Genomic DNA, 24,334 nt, shown 5'->3' on the forward strand with positions numbered 1-24,334 from the left:
CCTCTTTATCCTTATTATAAATCCTGTAAGTCTTCAATAGAGTCTATATCCATGTACTCCGGAACTACTAGACCATTTTTTAAACCAGTAAAGTTTGGTCCTAAGTCAACAAAGTCACCTTCAAATTTTTCATAGTAAGCAGCATGTGTAGTTGGTAATGCGGCGCCTATCATTGCATCAACACTGCCGTCAGAAACACCTGCCCACATAGCGCCTGGTTCTACTTGTATCAAGTTAACGGAATATTCTAACTTATTTTCAAGTACGTATTTAACGACATTATTACTTGCAATGGAATCCGCCCAAGCAGCATATGTCATACTTATTTCTTCCCCATTACCAGGCTTGACACCTTCTGTCCAGGAATTCACTAAATCAGCATTTTCCGCGACCCATTCTTCAGCTGCTTCCTGTTCCGATTTTCCGCTTTGTATTTTGACCATGACATCCTGCATCTCTTCAGGTCCCCATTCGAATTGATCAAGAAACTTATATGCTTCAGGTAAATCGTCTTGGAATCCATGTCTAACAAGTGTATGTATGTATTCCTCCCCACCGTAAAGTTCTTTTGGATCCTTTAGCATCTTTAAATCGAACTCATTAAATATCCAGTGTGGAACCCATCCTGTCACAATAATCGGATCTTCATTTTTTATGGCTTTTGTTAATTCAGCTGTCATAGCAGTATCTGATCCTTCAATTACTTCCCATTTTTCATCAAGTCCATATCCAGGTAATACTTTATTTTGGGTAGCATTCATAAGACCTGATCCAGGGTCTATACCGACAATTTCATAATCCAACTGTTCTCCAAGTGAGCCACTTGTCTCACTACCTCCACATGCCGTTAATCCAATCGTTAAAGCTATTGCTGATGTCATTCCGCTAAGTTTTTTTAGCACCAAAAAACTCCCCTCTAATCATTTTTTAACTAATTAAAGTGTAACTGTATAACAAATTGAATACAAAGAGCGTATATGCTGTTAATCTCCTGTAAACTATGTACAGATGAAACTGTATGTTTAATATGTACTGTATACGTAGTAATCCTCTTGATTCCTCCTGATTGCTTCTGAGAATTTGAAATAGTCAGTTTATGGATAAAGCTCTTTTTCCGAAAAATTAGCTTTAATTATTTGTATTGTGGTTCTGTTGTTAGCACGATTAAAAACAGCAAAATGTATACAGAAAACAAATAATACTACTCCTAATAAGACAGTTACTCTAACTAACAAATAGTATAGTAGACAGGAAGCTAACGATGTACACCACTTATTAACTAATTTAATAAGTGGTGTTACGGGCTAAATAAATTTAATATTTTGGAGGGATTCAAATGATTAAATTAGTTATTTCTGATATGGATGGTACTTTTTTAAATAATAAAAGCGATTTTAACAGGTTTATTTGAAAAAACCAAAAAAATCATGAAGGATAAAGGAGTCGTGTTTGCACCATGTACACAGAAAGCAATGTGAACGGATAGAAGAACTATTTGGTGAAGTAATCTGGAAGAATCGGCTTTGAGCCTGGTTTTTTAAAATATTGTGATAAAAATGTATTTATGCTATATTAGCACCATGCTTTTTTAAGTAATTTAAAAAGGTTTATTGGTGGTGAAAGAAATGAATGAATTATCTGCTACTCCAAAATCTATGAAAAAAGTTATTCATACTGGAATTCGCAAATCTCTGCTGGAAATGGGGAGTGCTACTAAGGTTGAACTTAGTAATACATTAGATATCAGTTTTCCGACTATAAGCAAATTTTTGTCCCAGATGGAAAGAGACGGAGAGATTTATTTAGTAGGGCTAGATGATTCTAGTGGTGGAAGAAGAGCAAAAAGATATTCATATAACGCAGAATATATGTTAGGTTTATCCATATTTTTAGAACGAAGCGAAACGAATTATACAATATTCAATTGTGCGGGCGAAATAAAAGAAACAGGCACTGTTCAAAGTGTCTTAAAAGAGGACGATTTAACTTCATTGAATAGTTGTATTGAAAGCATTATGGCTAAATACCCGAAAATAAGCTCTATTGCTATTGGGGTACCTGGTTCTGTTGATAATGGCCGGATATTTTATATACCAGGCTATGATTCCCTTCAAAATTTTGACTTAAAGAAGTATTATGAGGATCGTTATTCTATCCCTGTAGTTGTAGAAAATGATATGAACGCAGCTGTACTTGGATATCATTACAATATGGGCATGTCCGAAAAACACTCGCTCGTATATTTGTATTTTGGTCAAAATGGACCAGGAGCGGGCATTATGATTAATGGGGATGTAGTTAGAGGAAGTACGTTTTTCTCTGGGGAAATCTCCTTGATCCCTCAGTATAATGATAATAATTTCCAAGAAGCATTGAAGAATGATGCTATTAAGATTGATGCAATCAGCAGGTTAATAGCCTCATTTGTATCTATTCTTAATCCGCATGCCGTTATATTCAACAAGGCTGAGGTTGAACAGCAGTTGTTAGATAATATTCTAAAGAACAGCTCAGAATATGTACCTTCAGAACATCTGCCGGAGCTTACATGGAGCGATTGGAAACAGGATTATTTATACGGGCTGCAGAGTCTTGCCCTTGAGAAAATTATGAAAGAATAAACATTAAATGGCGGTCCTGCTATTTTTGCTTCTATCCAATTTGAGCAAAATAGCAGGAACACCATTTTTTTGTCTTTTTAGTCGCTTCTGATAATTTTCAAATGTAATGGCAATACAAAACCAAAGGCAATGACAAACGCAATGATGGAAAAATATCCATTCCAGCCTTTAAATTTCATATAGCCAAGATGAACCATACCAAATTCTATTAAAAAGGCAGCTAAAGTGAACCATGAGGTTAAAATCCAGCGGTTTTTTCTTGTGAAATAATTTAAGAAAAGGATAGCAAGAGAAGTTGGAATGAATGTATAGCTTAAAATATCCCCGAGACCAGCTTTTTTAGGATCTCCGATATCAAATAAATCAATTGCCCTTGCAAGGATTCCGTCGCTAAGCCATGTCGCCAACCCAACAATTCCAAATGTAATATAAATTTCTTTCCAGGAAATATTTTTAGGGATGAAAAGTACTGTGAGCGCTAATAACATGCTAACTGAAACAGGAAACCATAATCCCTTCGCATGTAAATCCAGATTAGAAATAAATTCTTGCATTATGTAACCACCCTTGACATTTGCAGTTATTTTTTGCGTAATTTCTAAATATATACAATGATATTATGGATTGAATTAAACGAAGATGGCAAAATAAGAGCACAGTTATCATTTTGATAACTGTGCTCTTATTACAAGTATTTTAATTCTTCTTCGTTTTAGGTAATGAAATGCCTGTAAAACCATAAAATAACGTAATTAATGGTGATAAAAGGCAGAAAAATGCAAAGAGAGCATACTCTGTCACAGAAACACCGAGTACAGTTGACAGAAATACGCCACAGACACCCCAAGGAACAAGAGGATTAACAACTGTTCCTGCATCTTCAAGCACCCGAGACAGATGCTTTGGTTTCAGACCTGCCTTCTTGAAATTCTCTTTAAAAGCATTTCCTGGAAGCAGGATAGATAAGTACTGTTCACCGATAATAAAGTTAACAGCAACTGCCATTCCAGCAGCAGAGCATACTAGTAAGGAAACGCGGTTAAGAATCCGTTGCACGACAGATAAAAGGGCTGGAATGATTCCTAGTTTAAATAACAAGCCCCCCATGCTTAATGCAAGGAGAATAATGGAAATACTGAACATCATGCTTTCAATTCCGCCCCTTGACAGCATGGAGTCCACTTCCTTAATTCCACTAGTAGATTTGTATCCTGAGTAAAGTAATTCTAGTATTCCTTTAAATCCTAAGCTGTTATTCACCCAAAAAGAAATAATCAATGCAGAAATTGTACCAGCAAATAATGTCGCAATAACAGAAACCTTTTTAAGTGCGAGCACACCTAAAATGATAAATGGAATGATAGAATACCAGTGGACAAGGTTCTGATCCAGTAATGTCCCTTTAATCGCATCTATTTTTTGAAAGCTTTCGCTTGTTGTCTTAGGAGATATCATTAAGTAGACAAGAAATGAAATAATAAATGCAGGAACGGTTGTCCATGCCATATCCTTAATATGTTCAAATAAATCCGTATCAGCAACACTTGCTGCTAGTGTTGTAGTATCAGATAATGGTGACATTTTATCCCCAAAGAATGCACCAGAAATTATCGCTCCCGCCGTAATAGCAGGCGAAATGTCAAGTGCAATGCTTGCACCGATAAAGCCAACTCCAATAGTAGCTGCAGTAGTTAGGGAGCTACCGATACAAAGACCGATAATTGCTGTAACAACAAAAACAATTGCATAATAAAACTTTCCAGTAACTAGTTCAACAGATAAATAGATAAATGTTGGGATTGTGCCGCTTGCCATCCAGCTGCTTATCAGCATGCCTATGAAAAAGAAAATCATTACAGCACCTAACCCTGGCTTAATGCCGTCTACCATCGCTTGTTCTAGTTCGCTAAAGCCCACTTTTTTGACTGCGCCATAAATTAATAGAAGTGCAATTCCTGTCATTATCGCAATATGAGGAACAACCTCAACCCCAATGATAAGGTATCCAAGTATTCCCATTAATAGTATCGTAACAATCGCTGCTTCAATCGGACGGACTGATATCGTATTTTTTTCTAACTCCATAATTATTCCTCCAAAACTCTTAAATACTTCGTTCCTACTTAAAAGAGTATGCTTAAATTGTCACTCTTTTCTAAATAAACGCTTTTAAGCGTTAAAGCGAACATGCATTACATTACACGATTTTTTTCCTTATGTCAAAATAATTTATTTTAACTTGGTTTTGAGACATAAATATAAGAAGGGTGTCCCAATTTAGAAGTTAAATAGTTACTGACAAAAAAGAGGTTAGGGACAAAACAAAAGATAACTCTTCTAAACACGAATGATAATATTACATACAACTTTGAAAAATGAAGCTTGTGACTAATTAGAATATAGAGTTAAAGTTAGTTCATTTCATTGCGCGCTCGTCCTCGCTCTTTCCGCGGGGAAAGCTTCCCTGCGGGGTCTCAGCCTTTCCTCTATTTCCCTTAGTAGTCGAGTGGCCTCCGCTCCATTCCACTAAGATTTTTAATCATTGTATTAAAACTAAAAACAAAAAAACCGAACTCATTAATCAATAGTTGATTAATGAGTTCGGTTTTTACGCAGATTCACATACTTATGTCCCAGCCTCTTTCCTATATTAATGGCTGGTGCTGGTGCTCTCTGCCATTATTAAATCGCTATTGTAAGCAGCAAGTGCAAGCTCATATCGCAGCTTTTTACTTGCTTCCACATAATCTGCTTCCTTCACAAGTCCTGATATCGAATATTTATGGCCCATGAAATCAACATTTAGCTCCGTTATTTGGTTAAATTGAAACCTTTCAATGGAAATACCGTTTTCATCCTTTAATAAATATTCACTGTATTTTTCATTACAAATTCGAGCAACTTCCTCCATTACCTTGAAGGCAGCATCTGGATTTTGTCTATAATTAAGAATAAGGCTTTCATTTACCCTGCGTCTGCCTCTTGTTCCATTCTGAAGTTCTGTTATATTGCTGTAGGAAACAGTATACAGATAGCCATCGTATTGACGGATTTTGAGATGACGCATGCTGATTTCTTCAATTTTCCCTTGGCGCTCGCCATTAATAATAATATAATCGCCATAATTAATTTGCCGTTCAAACAGGTATGTTAGCCCCATAATATAATCCCTGATAATATGCTGAAGAATAACAGCCAAGGCACCTGCTACAACAACGGAGCCAGTAACAAGCTTTTCAAGGTTAAAGAAATGGCTAAGTAAATACAGGAGAAAAAAGACTACTCCTATTACCTTTGTGGCCTGATTGGTGAAATGGATAATGGTCTCTTCGCGATTTTCATCTAAAAAGCTTGTTTTATCAAAGAAAATCTTGATAAATTTACGGATTAAATAAACAATTAGTATAATAAGCAGTGCTGCAACAGTAATTTTTATAGGAAACTTTTCAAGCAGCTTCGAAATATCATTCATTTTTTCACCCCAATAATTTATGCAGAGGATTACAGTCTAGAGAAAAACTTCTAATAAAATTTAACAATATCATGATTTCGAAAAAAAAAGAAGTTTTATCTAAGCCGAGTGGAAGGGATTGGCTTTATTCAGGAACGTATCGAAAGTAAACAGAATTAGAGTAAGGAGGACTGCCTTTTTTGGCAGTCTTTTTTTTCCTTGTAATATATTACATTGTGCAATGCATTCATTTTTATAAAAATACACCGATATTAATAGTAAGGTATATCTGTTTGAACAATATTTTAGAAGGAAGGTTACTAATGAAAAGAATGTCTATAAAGGTAAAAACGCTGGTTTTTCTTATGCCATTAATTTTTATAACGCTTGTGGTGATGACGATTGTTTCGTTTAAAACGTCCCATAATTATATTTCTAATGAAACAGACCAAAAGCTGAAATATCAGTTAGATTCCATAACTGGTAACGTACAAGGAGTTATTGATACACATACTGCCTTTTCAAAAGGGATTGCTAATGCATTAGAGAGGAAGGCAACAAGCTTTACACTGCAAGATTTTGACTCTGTGTTTAAATCAGAACTAGATGATAATCATGATGTATACGGAATCGGAATATATTTTGATCCGTATAAATATAAAGAAGATACAAAGTACTTCAGTACGTACAGCTATCGAGAGGGAGACAAGATTACCTCCACTCAAGCATATAATGATCCAGATTATGATTATCCAAATCAAGCTTGGTACAAAGCTGGTGTCGGGTTAGATAACGCTGCGAATATTGCTTATACAAAGCCATTATACGATGAAAGTACTAAGGCAACACTGATTACTGCCGCAATGCCACTCTATAAAGAAGAGAACGGAACTGAATCTTTACAAGCAATTGTAACGAGTGATATCAATCTTGGAGAAATACAAACACTTATTTCTGAAACAAAAGTGGGAGAAAAGGGTTGGGCGTTTCTCTTGGATAAAGACGGGCAATATATTGCAGCAAAAAATGAAGAAAAGGTAATGAAGCTAAATATTAAGGACGAAAAAAGCAAGGAATTAGCGGGGCTATCAACTTCGATGCTTTCTGGTAAAGAAGGTAATGGTTACTTTACTGAAGATGGTGCAGAATACTTTGTGCAATATCAACAAATTCAAGGTACTGGCTGGGTATTGGGTTCTGTTGTGCCTAAGCTTGAGCTTACACAAGCATCTCAATCTATCTTAAAGTATTTAATAATAATTGGCATTGTAGGTGTCGTTATTATCGCTGCTGGAATCATCATTTTCTCTACGTATTTGTCTAAAAATGTGAAGAAGGTCAATGATTTGTCGGTAGATATGTCAAATGGCGATCTGACGAAGGAGCTGCATATAAAAAGCTCTGATGAATTCGGTGTAATGGCTACTAACTTTAACAAAATGATTAGTAATCTTAGAGAGATGCTTTCACAAGTAGCTGTTAGTTCTGAAGCAGTATCCTCAACCTCTTTAGAATTGAGGGAAGGAGCAACTGAAACAACAAAAGCTACTGAACATATCGCAGATGCTATTCAGGAGGTATCTGAAGGTGCACAAGTACAAACAGCAAGCTCTCAGCAAATCGTTTTGGCAATGGAGGAAATGAGTTCTGGTATTCAAAGAATTGCGTCTTCTTCTGTAGAAATGCTGGAGAACTCTGCTGATGTAATGGAAAAAGCTAAAGATGGTCGCCGTTCATTGGAAAACTCGTCAACACAAATGAACTCCATACAGCAAAGTGTGTCTCAATCAGCTGAAGTAGTAAAAAGATTAGGCGAGCATTCGAAGAAAATTGGCGATATTGTCAAGGTAATATCCGATATTGCTGATCAAACAAATCTTTTGGCTCTTAATGCGGCAATTGAAGCAGCACGAGCTGGAGAAGCAGGAAAAGGATTCGCTGTAGTTGCAGATGAAGTTCGCAAGCTCGCAGAAGAATCTAGTCAATCTGGTAAGGAAATAGTAGAGATAATCTCAATAATCCAGCAAGATACAAAGCTAGCTGTTGATGTTATGGATAATGGAACGAAAGAGGTTCAAGCGGGTATTGTTGTAGTAAATGGAGCAAACACGGCATTCTTGACAATATTAGAATCTATTCAATCTGTGGATAGTTTAATTCAGGAAGTGTCCGCTTCTTCTCAACAAATGTCTGCTGCATCACAAGAAATCACAGCATCTGTTGAGCACTTATCCGATATAGCAAGTAATGCGTCTGATAATACGCAAAATGTAGTAGCAAGCACTGAGGAACAACTAGCAACTATGAACAATTTGAAGAATGCAAGCGGCCATTTACAAAGCATGTCACAAAAGCTGAAGGAGCTTATTTCTCAGTTTAAGATATAAATATAGTCAACAAAGGCATGATTCCGATATACAGGAATCATGCCTTTATTTAGTATAGGACACTTGCCGTGCAATTTTTATTGTTGCTTTCCTCACAGTCGTTATAACTGTTTTTTATAGCCACTAATTACTTTTATCCGTTACAACTGTTCTTTATAACCACTGATTACTTTTATCCGTTACACTATAGCTCGTTAAACATGATAAGCTACAAACAACGTTAGAGATAAGAAAAAAAGGAGGCAGACTAGATTAAAAATTAGCGTTTTTAATATTGGAAATATAGAAACCACTCAATGTTAGCTGCAGTCCTGCTTTTACTGCCATTTTGCTTCCTGTTCTTAAACAAATGAAAGTGAGGCTCTTGAAGGAGGGGAATTGATGAATTTCAGAGAAGAATTACAAAAGCGCATTTTAATCGGTGATGGGGCGATGGGAACTCTTCTTTATTCAAATGGAATTGATAATTGTTATGAAGAGCTGAATATTACTCATCCAACCCGAATCGAAACAATCCACTCAGCATATTTGGAGGCTGGTGCTGATATTCTCCAATCCAATACATATGGAGCGAACTATTATAAACTTAAGCGCTATGGTTTGGAGGAAGAGGTTAGCACTATTAATAGAAAAGGCATAGCGATTGCCAGAAAAGCAGCGAATGGAAAAGCCTTCGTTTTCGGAACAATTGGTGCTTCTAGAAGCTTTCGGAAATCTGATCTCGATTTGGATGAGATTAAAAGATGCTTTCGCGAGCAATTATACAGCCAGCTTATTGAAAATCCAGATGGGTTGATATTAGAAACTTATTATGATTTAGAAGAGCTAGAAATGGTGTTAAATATTGCTAGAAATGAAACGGATCTGCCGATTATTGCGAATGTTTCCTTACATGAAACGAGTTATTTGCAGGAAGGCATTCATTTAAATGAAGCCTTACTCAGACTAGAAGCATTAGGTGCAGATGCGGTTGGCGTGAACTGTCATTTAGGTCCGCACCATATGATACGCTCACTTGAAGAGGTTCCGTTGCCAAAAAAAGCATTCCTGTCTGTTTACCCAAATGCAAGCAGTCTTCCAGAATATGTTGACGGGCGCTTCGTATATGAAGCTGTTCCAGAGTATTTCGGATATAGCGCAGTTAATTTGCGAAACCAAGGAGCGCGAATAATCGGAGGCTGTTGTGGTACAACGCCAAACCACATTGCTGAAGTTAAAAAGGCGCTTGGAAATATTGCTCCAATTACGGAAAAGAAAATAATCAAACGCAAAGTGGAAATGATAGAAGCCGCAGCAAAAGAAACAAAAAAAGGTCTTTATGAAAAAGCAAAAATGGAGCGAACTATTTTAGTTGAATTAGACCCACCGAAGAAATTGGGCATTAAGGAGTTTATGAAAGGTGCAAAAGCACTCCATAAGGCAGGGGTCGATTCAATCACACTTGCTGATAATTCCTTAGCAAGCCCAAGAATAAGCAATGTTGCGCTTGGAACAATCTTAAAAAAGGAAATTGGCTCAGAGCCACTGATGCATATAACCTGTCGTGACCGAAACATGATTGGCCTGCAGTCTCACTTAATGGGCTTGCAGACACTTGGCTTAAATGAGGTGTTAGTCGTGACCGGAGACCCTTCCAAAATTGGTGATTTCCCGGGAGCGACAAGTGTTTATGATCTTTCGTCATTTGATTTAATCAGCCTTGTGAAGCAATTCAATGAAGGGTTATCCTACTCTGGACAAAGTCTTGGTCAGCGCACTAATTTCAAGATTGCCGCCGCCTTTAATCCTAATATCCGTCATTTGCATAAAGCGGTAGAGAGGATGGAAAAGAAAATTGCTTGCGGGGCACAGTCATTTTTGACACAGCCAGTTTTCTCCACAAACCAAATAGAAGAAGTTTACGAAGCCACAAAGCATCTTGACACACCGATATTTATGGGGATAATGCCACTAACAAGCACACGAAATGCCGAATTTATTCATAATGAGGTTCCCGGAATCAAGCTGCCTGATACTGTCAGAAAGGCAATGGCTTCGGCAGGTAATAATCCGATAAAGGCTAGAGCAGAAGGCTTAGCAATTGCTAAAGAGTTAGTGGATGCAGCAGCAGAGAGGTTTAAAGGGATATATTTAATAACACCTTTCCTGCGGTTTGAGCTGACAGAGGAGCTTTCGAAATATATTAGAGCAGTGGATAATAAACATGTTGTTGAACTGACAGCAAACGAGCAATAAGAAGAAAAGTATGTAGAGGACAGATAGTATTTTAATGACGACTAATTATATGGGAAAACTTTTGATATTTCTAAGGAGGAACAAATAATGAATTTAGTTAGTACAGTAATTGGCTATCCTTATATTGGTGAAAATCGTGAATGGAAACGTTGTGTGGAATCTTTTTGGAATAAGAAAATATCGGAGGAACAATTTACAACAGAGATGAAAACAATCCGGTTGAATAACTTAAAGCACCAGCAAACGCTTGGCCTGGATTTACTCACTGTTGGGGATTTTACCTTTTATGATCGTATGCTTGATGTTGCGACAATGTTTGGATTGGTTCCAAACCGTTATAAATGGACAGGAAATGAAGTAAACCTAACAACATACTACACAATGGCTCGCGGCGGTAAAGATGCAGTGGCTTGTGAAATGACTAAGTGGTTTAACACAAACTACCACTATATTGTCCCTGAATATGAGGGCAAGCAGCCGCAGCTAACGAATAACTATATTTTAGATTATTTTAATGAAGCGAAGGAAGAACTTGGTGTTATTACTAAACCTACTATTATCGGGCCCTTTACTTTTGTACAATTAGCAAAAGGATATGATGTTAAATCGAAGAATTCGTTTTTAGTTAAATTATTGCCTCTATATGCACAGGTCTTTCAAGAGCTGCTTGAAGCTGGAGCTGAATGGATTCAAGTAGAAGAACCTGCACTATGCCTTTCCCTGAATGAGGATGAAATAAAACTTGTACAGGAAGCATACACATACTTAGCGTCCGAATTACCTAAAGCAAAATTGATGCTGCAAACATACTTCGAAGCACTTTCAGCGTACAGTGAACTGACACAGCTCCCTGTTGCAGGCTTTGGCCTTGATTTTGTCCATGGGGCAGAGGAAAACATCCAATCAATTCGGAAATTCGGATTTCCGCAAGATAAAGTATTAGGAATAGGTCTTATAAATGGAAGAGATATATGGAAGGCTGACTTAGTTGAAAAAGCTGCGGCAACACAATCACTATTATTATTAAGTGGTGTTAAAGAGGCTTGGATTCAGTCATCATGCAGTCTGCAGCATGTACCTGTTACAACGAAAACGGAAAAAGAGCTTGATGTAACATTAAAAGCTGCACTGTCATTTGCTGATGAGAAGATAGAGGAGCTGACACAAGTAACAGCTTATTGTGTCGGTGTGAGAACATCTGACAAAAATAGCCTTAAGGCAAGCAAACAAGCAATTGAAGCACTTGCACAGCATAAAACGCGAAATAATTCTAATGTAAAACAGCTTGTAGCTACAGTGAAGGCAGCGGATTTCTCACGCCCGCTTTCATTCAAGGAGCGTCAGTCACTTCAGCAAACAGCATTAAATTTACCGGACTTTCCAACAACAACAATCGGAAGTTTTCCTCAATCCGACCAGGTTAAGCGTACACGAACTGCTTGGCGTAAAAAGGAAATTACAGATGCTGCTTACGCAGAATTTGTAAAAAACGAAACAGCTCGCTGGATTGAAATTCAAGAGGATATAGGCTTGGATGTGTTAGTTACTGGTGAGTTTGAGCGTACAGATATGGTAGAGTATTTTGGTGAGAAGCTGAGTGGCATCGCATTTACAAAATTCGCTTGGGTTGTTTCCTACGGTTCACGCTGTGTTAAACCACCAATTATTTATGGAGATGTAGAATGGACAACTCCAATGACACTGAAGGAAATAGTGGATGCTCAAGAATTAACGGAAAAATACGTGAAAGGAATGCTGACAGGTCCTATAACAATCTTAAATTGGTCTTTCGTTCGTGATGATATTTCGAGAGAACAAGTTGCAAACCAGTTAGCATTAGCATTAAGAGAAGAGATTCAAGCATTGGAGGATGCAGGTATAGCAATTATTCAAGTAGATGAACCGGCACTGCGTGAAGGGCTGCCATTACGAAAAGAAAAATGGAATCAATATCTGCGTTGGGCTGTTAATGCCTTTAAGCTTGCGACATCAAGTGTACAAAATGAAACGCAGGTGCATACTCATATGTGTTATTGTGAGTTTAATGATTTCATTGATACGATCCGAGCACTGGATGCTGATGTTATATCAATTGAAACATCAAGAAGTCATGGTGAGTTGATTCATTCACTTAGACAAAATTCCTATGAGCTTGGCATAGGTTTAGGTGTTTATGACATTCACAGTCCACGTGTACCGAGTGTAGCGGAAATGGAAACAATTCTTAATGATAGTCTTGAAGTTATTTCAAAAGAACAGTTTTGGGTTAATCCAGACTGTGGCTTAAAAACACGCCGTGAGGAAGAAACAGTTAAATCCTTAAAAAACATGGTGGCCGCAACGCAGAAACTGCGCGAGCAGCTGTCACAAACAGTATAAGGTAAAAGGAGCAGACCAGACTGGTTTGCTCCTTTTATGGTGGTTATTGGGTAAAACGATTCATTTATAATTACTCTATAGAATATGAAATAAGGCTAATATAGATAGCCAGACAAAAAGCCTACTATGTACCAACTGCATAGTAGGCTCCCTGTTTGGGTTGGTTATTATATTGCTAAACCATTTTATCAGAACACTATTATATCAATAAAAACGTAAAAAAAAGGATTTGCGAAGAAAAGTAACGATATAGTAACCGTACTGTAATTCATTGCAGTATAAATAGTTTATAAAATGGATGAATATAGCAGTTGAAGAAGTAAATCGAATGATACAGACAATTGTTGGTAATATTAAGTAGAGAGTTAGCCAGAGGAGAAGGATAATTTATGCCACATCAAAGGTTCCAGTCAGCTAATATAAAACCTCGCTATACAAAGGGCTTAATTTCAGCATTAGGAGTAAACTCGGCATATCCTCGAATCCCTTGGATTGCCGCATGGTGGTCTGCAGCCTTCCCGGGTTTTGGTCATATGTTTTTAGGGAAATATCTACAAGGATTTATTTTGATCATGTGGGAGCTTGTTGTTAATAGTCAAGCTAATTTAAATAAGGGTATTGCTTTATCGATGCTTGGCAGGTTTGAAGAAGCCAAAATACAGATAAACGAAGACTGGTTTTTACTATATATGGCAGTGTATGTATATAGTATTTGGGACAGTTATCGCAGTGCTGTTGAGGTCGCTAAAAGTCATGTTTTAGCAGAAGTGGAGGATGCGCCAGTAACACCCTCGGAAGTAACTTTTTTCGATGTTGTTATTCTTGATAAAAAGAACCCTTGGGTAGGTGCTGTTTGGTCCATTTTGTCTCCAGGTCTTGGGCAATTATATGCTGGTAGTACTGTTGTTGGAACACTTGTTTTAGCCTGGTGGATATATGTTGCATATAAAGCAGAGGCTGTTCGAATGTGGCTTTATTCTTTCCTCGGTGATTTTAATACAGTAGTAGAAATAGTTGATTGGCAATGGTTTCTGTTTATGCCTTCCATGTACGCCTTTGCTATTTACCAGGCATATACAGCTGTCATTGAAAGTAATACACTTTACGATATTGAGCAAATGCGTTACTTAAGAGTGAGGGATGAGAACTTGTCACAGCAAAAAACATTTGCGACCAACAAAGTCCAAATAATAGCAACGTTTGAACACTCGCCATTTGTAGAAATCGTTATTCACGAAATGGCGAAGATAGGGGTGCCACAGGAGAATATAGTGGCAATGCCATTAGAAAATCTTAAAGCACCAACTCATATTCTTGATTCCCTTCATAGTGTTGATGGCAGAAGTCTACTGGACGGAGCAATGCTTGGAGGAACAATTGGAATGGTTTTAGGATCAATATACGGATTTGTTTTATACTTAGGACCAATAATTTGGGGACTGCTTGGGCTTGTCGGCGGTTTTTTACTTGGTCTGTTAATTGAAATAGCCCTTAATAAAGGGAAATTAAAACTCTTCGCCCCCAAAAAAAGCGAGGTCATCATACAGGTAACATGCAATGACACGCTTCAGGAACAACTGATTAAAATCCTTAAATCACGGAAAGCGATGGGGTATTTAATTGTTCCGCAACGGATAGATATTTAGATTAAGTAACTTTAAAATTGGTTTAATGACTGCAGGTGTCTGCAGTTTTTTTATGTTAGTGCATTGTTTGGCAGCAGATTATTGGCTGCCTTTTACCATTTCTGTCAGCAGATAAATTTGGCTATAAGAATTATTTAGTAAGCATGGAGCATATAATGATTAATTTGAAATTAAGTAACATTCAAAAATAAATTTATTGAAACAATATTACACGAGTGTTATACTCGTTTTTAGAAAGCGCTAACAAAAATATTAGAGGTGATAAATGAAGAATAAACTAAATAGCATAAATTCGGCTAAATCAAGCAGACGGTTTTTTAAAGAATCACAACTTTAAAAGGGGGAGTAAACATGAAGGTTTTATTTGTTTGTTCAGGTGGAATGTCAAGTGCGATTTTGGTTAACACATTAAAAAAGGAAGCAGAGAAGAAAGGATTGACGCTTGAGGTTTTAGCAGTTGGGGCACAGGAGTTTGCTGAGGAGGTTCATAATGGCTGGGATGTTGCAATGGTTGCACCTCAAGTGAGACATCGTATTGATAGTTTCAAAGAATCAGCTGAAAAAGCAGGTGTACCGTGTGGTGTTATTCCATCACAAGCATATAGCCCGCTTGGTGGTCCAGCGATGTTAAAGCTGTTAAACGAACTAACGAACTAAAAAAATAGCTCGATTTAAGGAGAGAATATCATATGGATAAGTTTGTGGATTTTTTAGACAAAAACCTTTCTACTCCAATGGCAAAGCTATCTGAGCAAAAGCATTTACAAGCAATTCGTGATGGAGTGGTTTCTGCATTGCCATTTATTATTTTCGGCAGTTTATTTCTCATTATTGCGTTTCCTCCGGTAAGTGCTGACTCTGTTCTTGGTGTTTGGGCCAGTACACATGCGGCAGAAATATTAATTCCATACAGATTAACAATGTTCATTATGACTTTGTACATAACCTTTGGGATTGGTTTCAGTTTATCTCAAAGCTATAAAATTGATCCCTTATCTGGTGCATTACTTTCTACTGCGTCCTTTTTATTTACTATCGGTGTTCAAATGGTAGAGGAGGTAGGCTTCGTTTTACCGATGACTAGTCTTGGGGGACATGGTCTGTTTGTCGGCATGATTGTATCGATATTTTCTGTTGAAGTGCTGCGGTTATGCAAAACAAAGAAAATAATGATAAAAATGCCGAGCTCTGTACCAACATCTGTTGCAAGATCGTTTGAGGCATTAATCCCAGTAACAATCGTTCTGACCGTTATGGCAATGATTACCGTTGTATTTGGAATTGATACACATTCCCTTGTCGATAAGCTGGTCTCCCCATTAATTAAAGCAGGAGATACATATCTCGGGGTGATAATACCAACGTTTTTAATTACCTTCTTTTGGTCTTTTGGGATTCATGGGGTGTCTGTAGTTGGAGCAGTAGCCCGTCCTGTATGGGAAGTATATTTAGCCAATAATTCAGCAGCCGTAGCTGCTGGAGAAGTAATACCACATATTGCTCCAGAGACATTTTTTCAATGGTTTATCTGGATTGGAGGCTCAGGGGCAACATTAGGTTTAGTTATTGCTATGCTATTGGCTGCGAAATCAAAATACAGTAAAGCGATTGCCAGAACGACCATTATTCCCGTGTTGTTTAATATTAACGAACCAGTTATTTTCGGTATGCCAATTGTATTAAACCCAGTCTTGATTATTCCGTTCATTATTACGCCGCTAGTTGGCGCAACAATTGCCTATATTGCAACTGCCATTGGAATGGTTAATCCAACATATGTAATGGTGCCATGGACCTTACCAGCCCCAATTGGAGCTTATTTAGCAACAGGTGGAGACTGGAGAGCAATAGTAATAGTAATTATTAATATTGTACTATCTATTTTAATTTACTTACCATTCTTTAAAATGTATGACAACAAGTTGGTGATTCAAGAAAAAGAAGAGCAACTAGCTTCCTAATGATATTTATACCAAGATAGCACCTGCCATTAATGCAATAGAAAGGAGAGAAAATGAATAAATCTCCTAATCTGCTTTTTTTCAGCTATAAAAGTGCCTGGATATTTTTTAGCTGTATACTCATTCTGAATCTTTTTGTTGTTCCTTTTTTAACCTACATTGGCGTTAATCAGCAAGTAGCTTTGTTTTTAATAAACACATTAGGCATTAGCGCTAGTCTGACATATGTGGTAGTGAGGGTTGAAGGTAAATTAATTAAACATAAACATAAACATAGCTTTTCGTTATTTATGTCCTTATTAATAGTCAGTTCAATAGTTTGTTCTATACTAGTATTTCAATAAATTGAGGTGGTCTTAATGCCATACGCTGTTGGGTTAATGTCCGGTACATCACTAGACGGTGTTGATGCCGCATTGGTTAAAATAGCTGGATGCGGCATGAATACATCGGTTGAACTTGTTGAGTTTATATCGATTCCTTTTTCGCAAGAATTGAAAAAAGAAATTCATGATTCTTTATCTGTAGAAACGTCTAACAGCGAGCTTATTTGTTCTTTGAATTTTAAGTTAGGAGCAATTTTTTCAGATGCTGTTATAGCAGTTTGTGAGAAAGCTGGATTTATGTTGCAAGACCTTGACTATATAGGCTCACATGGACAAACAATTTATCATCAGCCCAACAAAACGAAAACACTCTTTCCATCAACCCTGCAAATTGGCGAACCGGCTGTTATTGCTTACAGAACAAAAACAACCGTCATATCAAATTTTAGAACAATGGATATGGCGGCAGGAGGTCAAGGGGCTCCACTTGTTCCCTACACTGAACTTATACTTTATGGCAGCAGTGAGAAAGCGCGGATTTTACAAAATATTGGCGGAGTTGGCAATGCAACTGTACTTCCTAAAAATGCTAGTGTAAAAGAAGTTCAGGCATTTGATACTGGCCCTGGAAACATGATCATCGATTATCTTTGCCAAAAATTTTTTGGAGTTCCGTATGATAAACATGGTGAGATAGCTAAATCAGGTAACGTTAATCAAATATTACTTGAAGAATGTATGAGAATATCGTTTATATTAGCCTCGCCTCCAAAAACAACTGGAAGGGAATTATTTGGCACGGCATTTGTGGAGAAGTTGTTGCTTGATTATCCTCAAGTATCTGCAAAGGACTTCATTGCGACGATGACAATGTTTACTGCGAAATCTATAGCAGAAAATTATCGGAAATTTATTTTTCCTGCAACAAACATCGACGAAGTTATTGTGGGTGGCGGTGGAGCATTTAATAATCATCTGGTCCATTTGCTTCAACACGAACTAATTGGTTACAGCCGAGTTATCAGGCAAGAGGATTTAGGGTTTTCGTCTGAAGCTAAAGAAGCGATTGCATTTGCGATATTAGCAAATGAAACGATAAATAACCTGCCAAGTAATGTTCCTAAAGCAACTGGTGCTAACCAGCCAGTTATCCTAGGCAACATAACACCAGTGCCATATTAGGTTAAAGGAGTGTCATGATGACAGCAAAATCTTTGAATAACGAACTGGAAATCTTTCAAATTATCTCTAATGGTGGAAATGCGAAAAGCATAGCCTATGACGCATTAAAAGCAGCAGAGGAATTTGAATTTGATAAAGCAGAACAATTAATTCAACAAGCGGAGGAAGAACTTCATCTTGCACATAAAACACAAACAAAATTAATACAAGCGGAAATCAATGGAGCTCCGGTTGAGAAATCATTATTGATGATTCATGCTCAGGATCATTTAATGACAGCAATTAGTGAACAAAATCTCATTAAACATATGATTAAGATAATCAAAAAGTTAGCTCCGTCCCCAAAAAATTGAGAGGATGCTTTGATGAAAAAGTTAGGAATATCCATCTATCCAGAACATTCTACAATTGAAAAAGATAAAGAATATATTGCCTCAGCCCATAAATACGGCTTTAAAAAGGTTTTCACTTGTTTGCTTTCCGTCAATGGTGATAAAGACAGCATAATGAGGAATTTTAAAGAGATTATTACCTTTGCAAATGAGCTAGATATGGAGGTAATGGTTGATATTGCACCACGAGTCTTTGCGGAATTGGGAATTTCCTACAATGACCTATCATTTTTTGCAGAACTAGGGGCATATGGAATTCGCTTAGATGTTGGTTTTACCGGTAATGAAGAAGCTATTATGACACATAATCCGTTTGGGCTTAAAATTGAAATTAATATGAGTAATGCAACGAACTACTTAGATAATATTATCGCCTATCAGCCTAATAGAGAAAACCTAGTAGGTTCACATAATTACTATCCGCATCGTTATGCAGGATTAAGTTATCCGCATTTTATAAAATGCTGTGAACTTTTTAAGAAGCATAATATTAGCACAGCTGCGTTTATCAATTCTGATTCAGCAACATTTGGGCCATGGGCTGTTACAGAAGGATTGTGTACACTTGAAATACACCGGGATCTTCCCATATCAACCCAAGCTAAACATTTACTTGCTATAGGCCTTATAGATGAAATTGTTATCGGTAATGCCTATGCATCAGAATTAGAACTAAAACAATTAAGTGGACTTAATCATAGCAAGCTACACTTTAAGGCAGAATTATACAAAACGGTAACAGAACTTGAGAAGAAAATTGTTTTGGATGAACCACATTTTTATCGTGGTGATGTGTCTGACTATTTAATAAGGTCAACGCAGTCACGAGTGAAATACAAACAGGAAGACTTTCAATCAACATATACGCCAGACATTCATCGTGGAGATATTCTGATTGAAAATGAACGATACGGACAATACAAGGGCGAGTTACAAATTGCGTTGCAGGATATGCGAAACTCTGGGAAAACAAATGTAGTTGGTCGAATTGTTCCTGAAGAATTGTTTTTATTAGAATGCTTGCAACCTTGGGGCAAATTTAGTTTTACATTAGAATAGCTCAAAGCGGTTTTGAAGACCAGCCTCAAGCTACCCTGTGAAAGCTTGAGGCTTTACTGTCTTTTTAGGAGGGATTCTTTGAAATATATTATTGGTGTTGACGGAGGCGGAACAAAAACAGAAGCAATAGCGTATGATTTTCAAGGAAATATAGTAAGTAAAGGGATATCAGGAGCAGGGAACCCGTTAATAAATGAAAAATTAGCAATTGCAAATTTAAATTCAGCGATTAATCAATGCACTGCTTACTTAAGAAAAGAGGATTTTGCCTATCTTTACATCGGCCTTGCAGGATATGGGGGGTTGAGTAATAAGGAGGATTTTGAAAAAAAGCTAAGTGATATTTATAATGTACCTTGTACGGTAGATAATGATGCAGTTATTGCACATGCTGCCTTGCTCAGTGGAAAAGATGGTGTCTTAACAATTTCAGGTACAGGTTCTGTTAGTTTGGCAAAATATAAAGAGACGACGGCGATGGCAGGAGGCTGGGGTCATCTGCTTGGTGATGAAGGCAGCGGGATGTGGATTGCTCTTGAAGCCTTTAAAAGAATGACGGTTGAGGTTGATACGCAGGTAGAAACTAGCAGGCTGACAAGAAATATATTGTCGTATCTTAAATGTACAGAGGTTTCCGAAATGAAGAAGCATATTTATACTTCTTCAAAAGGAGAAATCGCATCGATTGTGCCAATAATTGTCGAGCAAGCTAATGCAGGTGAAAGGGAGGCATACTCCATTTTACAGGAAGCAGGAAGCCAATTAGCTAAAACCACCTTAAATGCGTATTATAAACTACCCTTTACCCAACCCGTTGTAATTGCAGTAAAAGGCAGTGTTTTAACAAAAATTTCTATTGTTCAGTCAGTATTTATTGATAAAATAAAAGAAAAACTTCCTAAAACAACATTCATTACAGATGATGTATCATCAACATTAGGGGGTTATTATTTAGCCTTGAAGAAGTTAAAAGAGTACTAGGAAGGAAGTAGAATAATGGTTTCCGTTAATATATTAGTGAGAATTGAGAGTGTTATTGACGACCTGCCTAATTCAGAAAGAAAAGTTGCTCAATACATATTAGAAAATGCCGAACATATTGTTAGAATGTCTGTTCACGAATTAGCGACGCAAGCAAATGCAAGTAGTGCTGCTGTTATCCGTTTATGCCGTTCTATTGGGGTCGAAGGGTACTCGGAATTAAAGCTCTCCTTATCATCGCAATTATCACATTCTTTAAAAAGCGGCTTCTACGATATAGAACATAATGAAACAATCCAATCTATAAAAGGGAAGATTGTTTCCAATTCTGTACAGGTGATCAAGGAAACAGCAATAGAATTAGATGAGGAAATTATTGATCGAACCATTGAAAGTATTAAAAATGCTGATGTTGTTTATGTGTATGGATTAGGAGCCTCATCTCTAGTAGCCGACGACATTATGCAAAAATGGTCTCGCCTTGGGAAAGTAGTTGTTGCTATTCAAGACGCACATATATATGCTTCTATTCTTTCTGGCGTGACAAAGAACTGTATCTTTTTCTGTGTTTCCAACACGGGAGAAACATCTGAGGTTTTACGCTTAGTTGATATTGCAAAAGAGGCAGGCTGTCAAACAATTGGATTATCAAGATTTGGACAAAATAGCCTTTCACAGAAGGTCGGATTGTCGCTCCAGTACGTTCGAGCACCAGAAGCACAATTCCGCAGTGCTGCCACTAGCTCAATCCTTGCACAATTTATAACTGTAGACATTATCTTTTATGCCTATGTTTCTAAGTATTATGAAGATAGCATGGAAAAAATTGTTAATTCACGAAACGCCGTCTTAAAATTTTCGCAAAAAAAGTAAAGCATGACACACTGATATTACAAATAGGTTTAGGTGGGAAGAATGGCAATTTCAAAGATTAAATCAAAGCTAATCATTCTGCGTGGAAATTCAGGCAGCGGGAAAACTACGATAGCGAAAAGTCTACAACACCATTTTGGGGCAGGTACTCTGTTGGTTTCTCAGGATACAATTCGTCGCGATATGTTAAAGGTTAAAGATAGGGATGGGAATCTTTCCATTGATTTAATCCGTCAAGTTGCAGAATATGGTAATGGTAGATGCGGATATGTAATAGTAGAGGGTATTCTATCTAAAAAGCGTTATGGCGACATGCTTGCTGAGTTGATTGATTTCTTCGAAGGAAGGGCAGTTAGTTATTATTTTGACTTAACGTATGAAGAGACATTCAAACGTCACAATTCTCGTCCAAAAAAGACAGAGTTTGGTGAAGCTGCACTACGCTCCTGGTGGATTCCAGCGGATTATCTAGGTATTGATGGAGAATACAAAATTCCTAATGATATGACACATACTGAAATAATGGAGCTAATATTAACTCAATTAAAAGAATAGCAAATTTTATTATCAAGAAGCAGGTAAATAATTCCTCATAAAGGAAAATTACATAATAATGTTAAGGTCGTCCTTGCCGGACGACCTTTTGTTTAACTTTTAATGATGCTTATACAATCTAGGAAAACAAACGGTTACATGGTTACCAATCAATTTGTGTTCTGCCCCGGAAAAACTTGCCGTTTGGACCATCACTTCCAATTGATGCTAACCAAATGAACGATTCAGCAGCTTGTTGAGGAGTTGTTGGAGCAGTTGGGCCACCCATGTCTGTACTTACCCAGCCTGGATCGACAGCGTTTATTTTAATATTACCTTTGACTTCACTTGCGAGTAATTGTGTTAATCCGTTCAAAGCGAATTTAGATAACTTATAAGCACCTATTCCAGGATAAGACATTTGACTCATCTCGCCATACTCAGAGGATACATTAATAATTCTGCCATAACCTTGTTTTTCCATAAGAGGTAGAAATGAACGAATTACATGGTAAACTCCGAAGAAATTGGTTTCAAGGGTTTTCTCTAGTGTTAATGGCTCCATATCCACTAGTCTTTTATTATCATCCAAATAAATACCGGCATTATTAATTAATACATCTAATCTTCCATATTGCTCCTTAACAGTTATCGCGGCCTGATGTATGCTATCTTGATTGTTAAGGTCCAATACTAGGTAGGTTGCATTTAAGTCAGATTTGTTAAGACTCTCGGTAATTTCGTGGCCTGTTTTATGATCTCTACATGTAAAGATGACTTTAAAATTCTTCGAAGCCAATTGTTTTACAAGCTCATAGCCTATTCCGCGGTTACCGCCAGTGACTAGAGCCAGTTTAGTATTTGTTGCCATTATTATTTCCTCCTTTTTTCGACTACTTGAATGTAAAGTAAGAAGATGTTCCTATCTTGAAAGTTCTTGTGTAGGGGTAGTCATATAGTTTCTAACTACAATGGTTGCTAAACTTAATACTAATGATAAAATCCCTACTAATATAACGTATTGAGTACCCATTGTTGATATAAATAGGCCTCCTGCTGCTGAACCTACAGTTGTACCAATATTACAGGATGAAATGAAAAGACCGTTCGCAAATTCAGGTGCTTCGGGAGCTGACGATGTAATCAAATATTGATTAATATTTGCCATTATGCCTCCTGCTAAAATGCCCCAAATAACAGTTAACATTGCCATTGGCAGAGAAAACTGTCCAGTGAAGAATAGAATGATATAAACAGCACCCAATATTAAAGGGAAATATAATATTGATTTAACCGGATTACTTGTAAGTAATTTACCAGCAAGAATGTTACCAATAATATTGGCCCCACCAAAAAGGAATAGCGTTAAAGTAATACTATTAGGAGACATATTCGTAACTGATTCTAAATATTCAGCAAAATAACTGTAGACTCCAAACACAGATGCATTTAATAATATGACGGTTACGATGGAAATCCATATTATTGCTTTTTTCAATATAGAAAATTGTTCACTGTATGTTTGTCTTTCTTCGACAGGCATGGATGGTACAAAAATTACTGTCGCAATGAATACAAGTGCAGTAACAATAGCAAAGAAAGCCATCGCCATCTCAAAGGAAACAGTATTATTAATAAAACTTGCAATTGGCACTCCTGCTACCATACCGGCAGACACTCCGATAAATACTTTAGAGACAGCTTTAGGAGCTTCTTCTTTGCTGACAGAGGAAGCCGCTACAGTGAATGCCATAGAACAATAAATAGGATGAAAGAATCCTAGGAATATTCGAATAATTAATAAAAGGGTAAAATTAGTTGTGAAGACAGATATTATATTCCCAACAACAAAGACTCCTAATACAATTAACATAACCTTCTTACGATTTATACCAGAAAATAACAGCGGCATAATTGGTCCCGAAATGGCAATTGCGAGGGCAAACATACTTACGAGCAATCCCGCTTTGGAAACACTAACATTAAATTGTTCAGCGATAGAAGGTAATAATCCGATTACCCCCATTTCCGTATTTAAAATTCCAAAAACTCCTATAGTCAAAATAAATAGCATTAAATTACTGCTTTTAGTCAAAAATAGCCCTCCTAATAAGTTAGTTAACTTTCTACAAACCGCCACCATAGAAATTAACTTGTATTTTCACATCGTTAAGTATAATGGTTAGAGTTAACTGTAAATCAAGTGGGTTTTTTTTATATAACAAAACTTTTTTACAATTGGAATTATCCTGTACTTATTATCAGAGCCTGTTGAAAAGAGGGCTAATGGGAAAAAAAGTGCAGTAA

The 24,334-nt window shown here is 37.0% G+C and carries 19 protein-coding genes and 1 pseudogene; 14 read left to right on the forward strand and 6 right to left on the reverse strand.

Translation table 11 applies throughout. The features are described from left to right. Positions 1-14: 14 nt before the first annotated feature. A complete protein-coding gene (locus CEQ21_RS01245; RefSeq protein WP_185762890.1) occupies positions 15-902 on the reverse strand; it encodes a glycine betaine ABC transporter substrate-binding protein in 888 nt (295 codons plus the stop codon). Positions 903-1,336: 434 nt separating this feature from the next. Here CEQ21_RS01245 and CEQ21_RS27340 point away from each other — a divergent pair. Together CEQ21_RS27340 and CEQ21_RS01250 are read left to right on the forward strand one after the other, a co-directional pair. Further along, positions 1,337-1,503 (forward strand): annotated as a pseudogene (locus CEQ21_RS27340) (hydrolase); the annotation flags it as partial. Between the two features lie 122 nt (positions 1,504-1,625). Next, positions 1,626-2,621 carry an ROK family transcriptional regulator gene (locus tag CEQ21_RS01250; protein WP_185762891.1) on the forward strand — a complete coding sequence of 332 codons (996 nt, stop codon included), beginning with the start codon at positions 1,626-1,628 and terminating at the stop codon, positions 2,619-2,621. 77 nt (positions 2,622-2,698) lie between these two features. Here the strand turns inward: CEQ21_RS01250 and CEQ21_RS01255 are convergent, their stop codons facing one another. The 3 genes from CEQ21_RS01255 to CEQ21_RS01265 all read right to left on the reverse strand — a co-directional run bounded on the left by CEQ21_RS01255 (position 2,699) and on the right by CEQ21_RS01265 (position 6,093). Continuing rightward, on the reverse strand, positions 2,699-3,175 hold the full coding sequence (locus CEQ21_RS01255) for a hypothetical protein (RefSeq protein ID WP_185762892.1): 477 nt from the start codon (positions 3,173-3,175) through the stop codon (positions 2,699-2,701). A 142-nt stretch (positions 3,176-3,317) separates the two neighbouring features. Continuing rightward, complete coding sequence (locus CEQ21_RS01260) at positions 3,318-4,706, reverse strand: Na+/H+ antiporter NhaC family protein (RefSeq protein ID WP_185762893.1); 1,389 nt, start codon at positions 4,704-4,706, stop codon at positions 3,318-3,320. Positions 4,707-5,271: 565 nt separating this feature from the next. Beyond that, the gene (locus CEQ21_RS01265; protein ID WP_185762894.1) at positions 5,272-6,093 is read right to left on the reverse strand and encodes a mechanosensitive ion channel family protein; all 822 of its coding nucleotides are present in this window, start codon (positions 6,091-6,093) and stop codon (positions 5,272-5,274) included. 302 nt (positions 6,094-6,395) lie between these two features. On the opposite strand from CEQ21_RS01265, the gene CEQ21_RS01270 reads away from it, so the two are divergent. The 12 genes from CEQ21_RS01270 (at position 6,396) to CEQ21_RS01325 (ending at position 22,048) form a co-directional block, all read left to right on the forward strand. Next, complete coding sequence (locus CEQ21_RS01270; RefSeq protein ID WP_185762895.1) at positions 6,396-8,459, forward strand: methyl-accepting chemotaxis protein; 2,064 nt, start codon at positions 6,396-6,398, stop codon at positions 8,457-8,459. Between the two features lie 381 nt (positions 8,460-8,840). Next, positions 8,841-10,694 carry a bifunctional homocysteine S-methyltransferase/methylenetetrahydrofolate reductase gene (locus CEQ21_RS01275; RefSeq protein WP_185762896.1) on the forward strand — a complete coding sequence of 618 codons (1,854 nt, stop codon included), beginning with the start codon at positions 8,841-8,843 and terminating at the stop codon, positions 10,692-10,694. 87 nt (positions 10,695-10,781) lie between these two features. Beyond that, positions 10,782-13,073, forward strand: a complete 2,292-nt coding sequence (gene metE, locus CEQ21_RS01280) for a 5-methyltetrahydropteroyltriglutamate--homocysteine S-methyltransferase (protein WP_185762897.1) — start codon at positions 10,782-10,784, stop codon at positions 13,071-13,073. A gap of 389 nt (positions 13,074-13,462) precedes the next feature. Beyond that, complete coding sequence (locus CEQ21_RS01285; RefSeq protein WP_185762898.1) at positions 13,463-14,719, forward strand: hypothetical protein; 1,257 nt, start codon at positions 13,463-13,465, stop codon at positions 14,717-14,719. A 351-nt stretch (positions 14,720-15,070) separates the two neighbouring features. Beyond that, the gene (locus CEQ21_RS01290; RefSeq protein ID WP_185762899.1) at positions 15,071-15,376 is read left to right on the forward strand and encodes a PTS sugar transporter subunit IIB; all 306 of its coding nucleotides are present in this window, start codon (positions 15,071-15,073) and stop codon (positions 15,374-15,376) included. Positions 15,377-15,408: 32 nt separating this feature from the next. After that, positions 15,409-16,680: a PTS sugar transporter subunit IIC gene (locus CEQ21_RS01295; RefSeq protein WP_185762900.1), complete on the forward strand. Its 1,272-nt coding sequence runs from the start codon at positions 15,409-15,411 to the stop codon at positions 16,678-16,680. Between the two features lie 359 nt (positions 16,681-17,039). Next, positions 17,040-18,188, forward strand: a complete 1,149-nt coding sequence (gene anmK, locus CEQ21_RS01300) for an anhydro-N-acetylmuramic acid kinase AnmK (protein WP_185762901.1) — start codon at positions 17,040-17,042, stop codon at positions 18,186-18,188. A gap of 17 nt (positions 18,189-18,205) precedes the next feature. Further along, entirely contained in the window at positions 18,206-18,541 is a 336-nt protein-coding gene (locus CEQ21_RS01305; protein WP_185764037.1) for a PTS lactose/cellobiose transporter subunit IIA, read from the forward strand. A 12-nt stretch (positions 18,542-18,553) separates the two neighbouring features. Beyond that, a complete protein-coding gene (locus tag CEQ21_RS01310) occupies positions 18,554-19,639 on the forward strand; it encodes a DUF871 domain-containing protein (RefSeq protein ID WP_185762902.1) in 1,086 nt (361 codons plus the stop codon). Between the two features lie 78 nt (positions 19,640-19,717). Further along, complete coding sequence (locus tag CEQ21_RS01315) at positions 19,718-20,620, forward strand: BadF/BadG/BcrA/BcrD ATPase family protein (protein ID WP_185762903.1); 903 nt, start codon at positions 19,718-19,720, stop codon at positions 20,618-20,620. Positions 20,621-20,635: 15 nt separating this feature from the next. Continuing rightward, a complete protein-coding gene (locus CEQ21_RS01320; protein WP_185762904.1) occupies positions 20,636-21,493 on the forward strand; it encodes a MurR/RpiR family transcriptional regulator in 858 nt (285 codons plus the stop codon). A gap of 57 nt (positions 21,494-21,550) precedes the next feature. After that, on the forward strand, positions 21,551-22,048 hold the full coding sequence (locus tag CEQ21_RS01325) for a kinase (RefSeq protein ID WP_185764038.1): 498 nt from the start codon (positions 21,551-21,553) through the stop codon (positions 22,046-22,048). Positions 22,049-22,190: 142 nt separating this feature from the next. On the opposite strand, the gene CEQ21_RS01330 is transcribed toward CEQ21_RS01325, so the two are convergent. Both CEQ21_RS01330 and CEQ21_RS01335 read right to left on the reverse strand, forming a co-directional pair. Further along, positions 22,191-22,898 (reverse strand): SDR family NAD(P)-dependent oxidoreductase, encoded by a 708-nt coding sequence (locus CEQ21_RS01330; RefSeq protein ID WP_185762905.1) that lies wholly within the window; start codon positions 22,896-22,898, stop codon positions 22,191-22,193. Positions 22,899-22,949: 51 nt separating this feature from the next. Further along, positions 22,950-24,122 carry an MFS transporter gene (locus CEQ21_RS01335; protein WP_185762906.1) on the reverse strand — a complete coding sequence of 391 codons (1,173 nt, stop codon included), beginning with the start codon at positions 24,120-24,122 and terminating at the stop codon, positions 22,950-22,952. Positions 24,123-24,334: the final 212 nt, after the last annotated feature.

The organism is Niallia circulans (assembly GCF_007273535.1).
GTDB classification, from domain to species: Bacteria; Bacillota; Bacilli; order Bacillales; family Cytobacillaceae; genus Niallia; species Niallia circulans_B.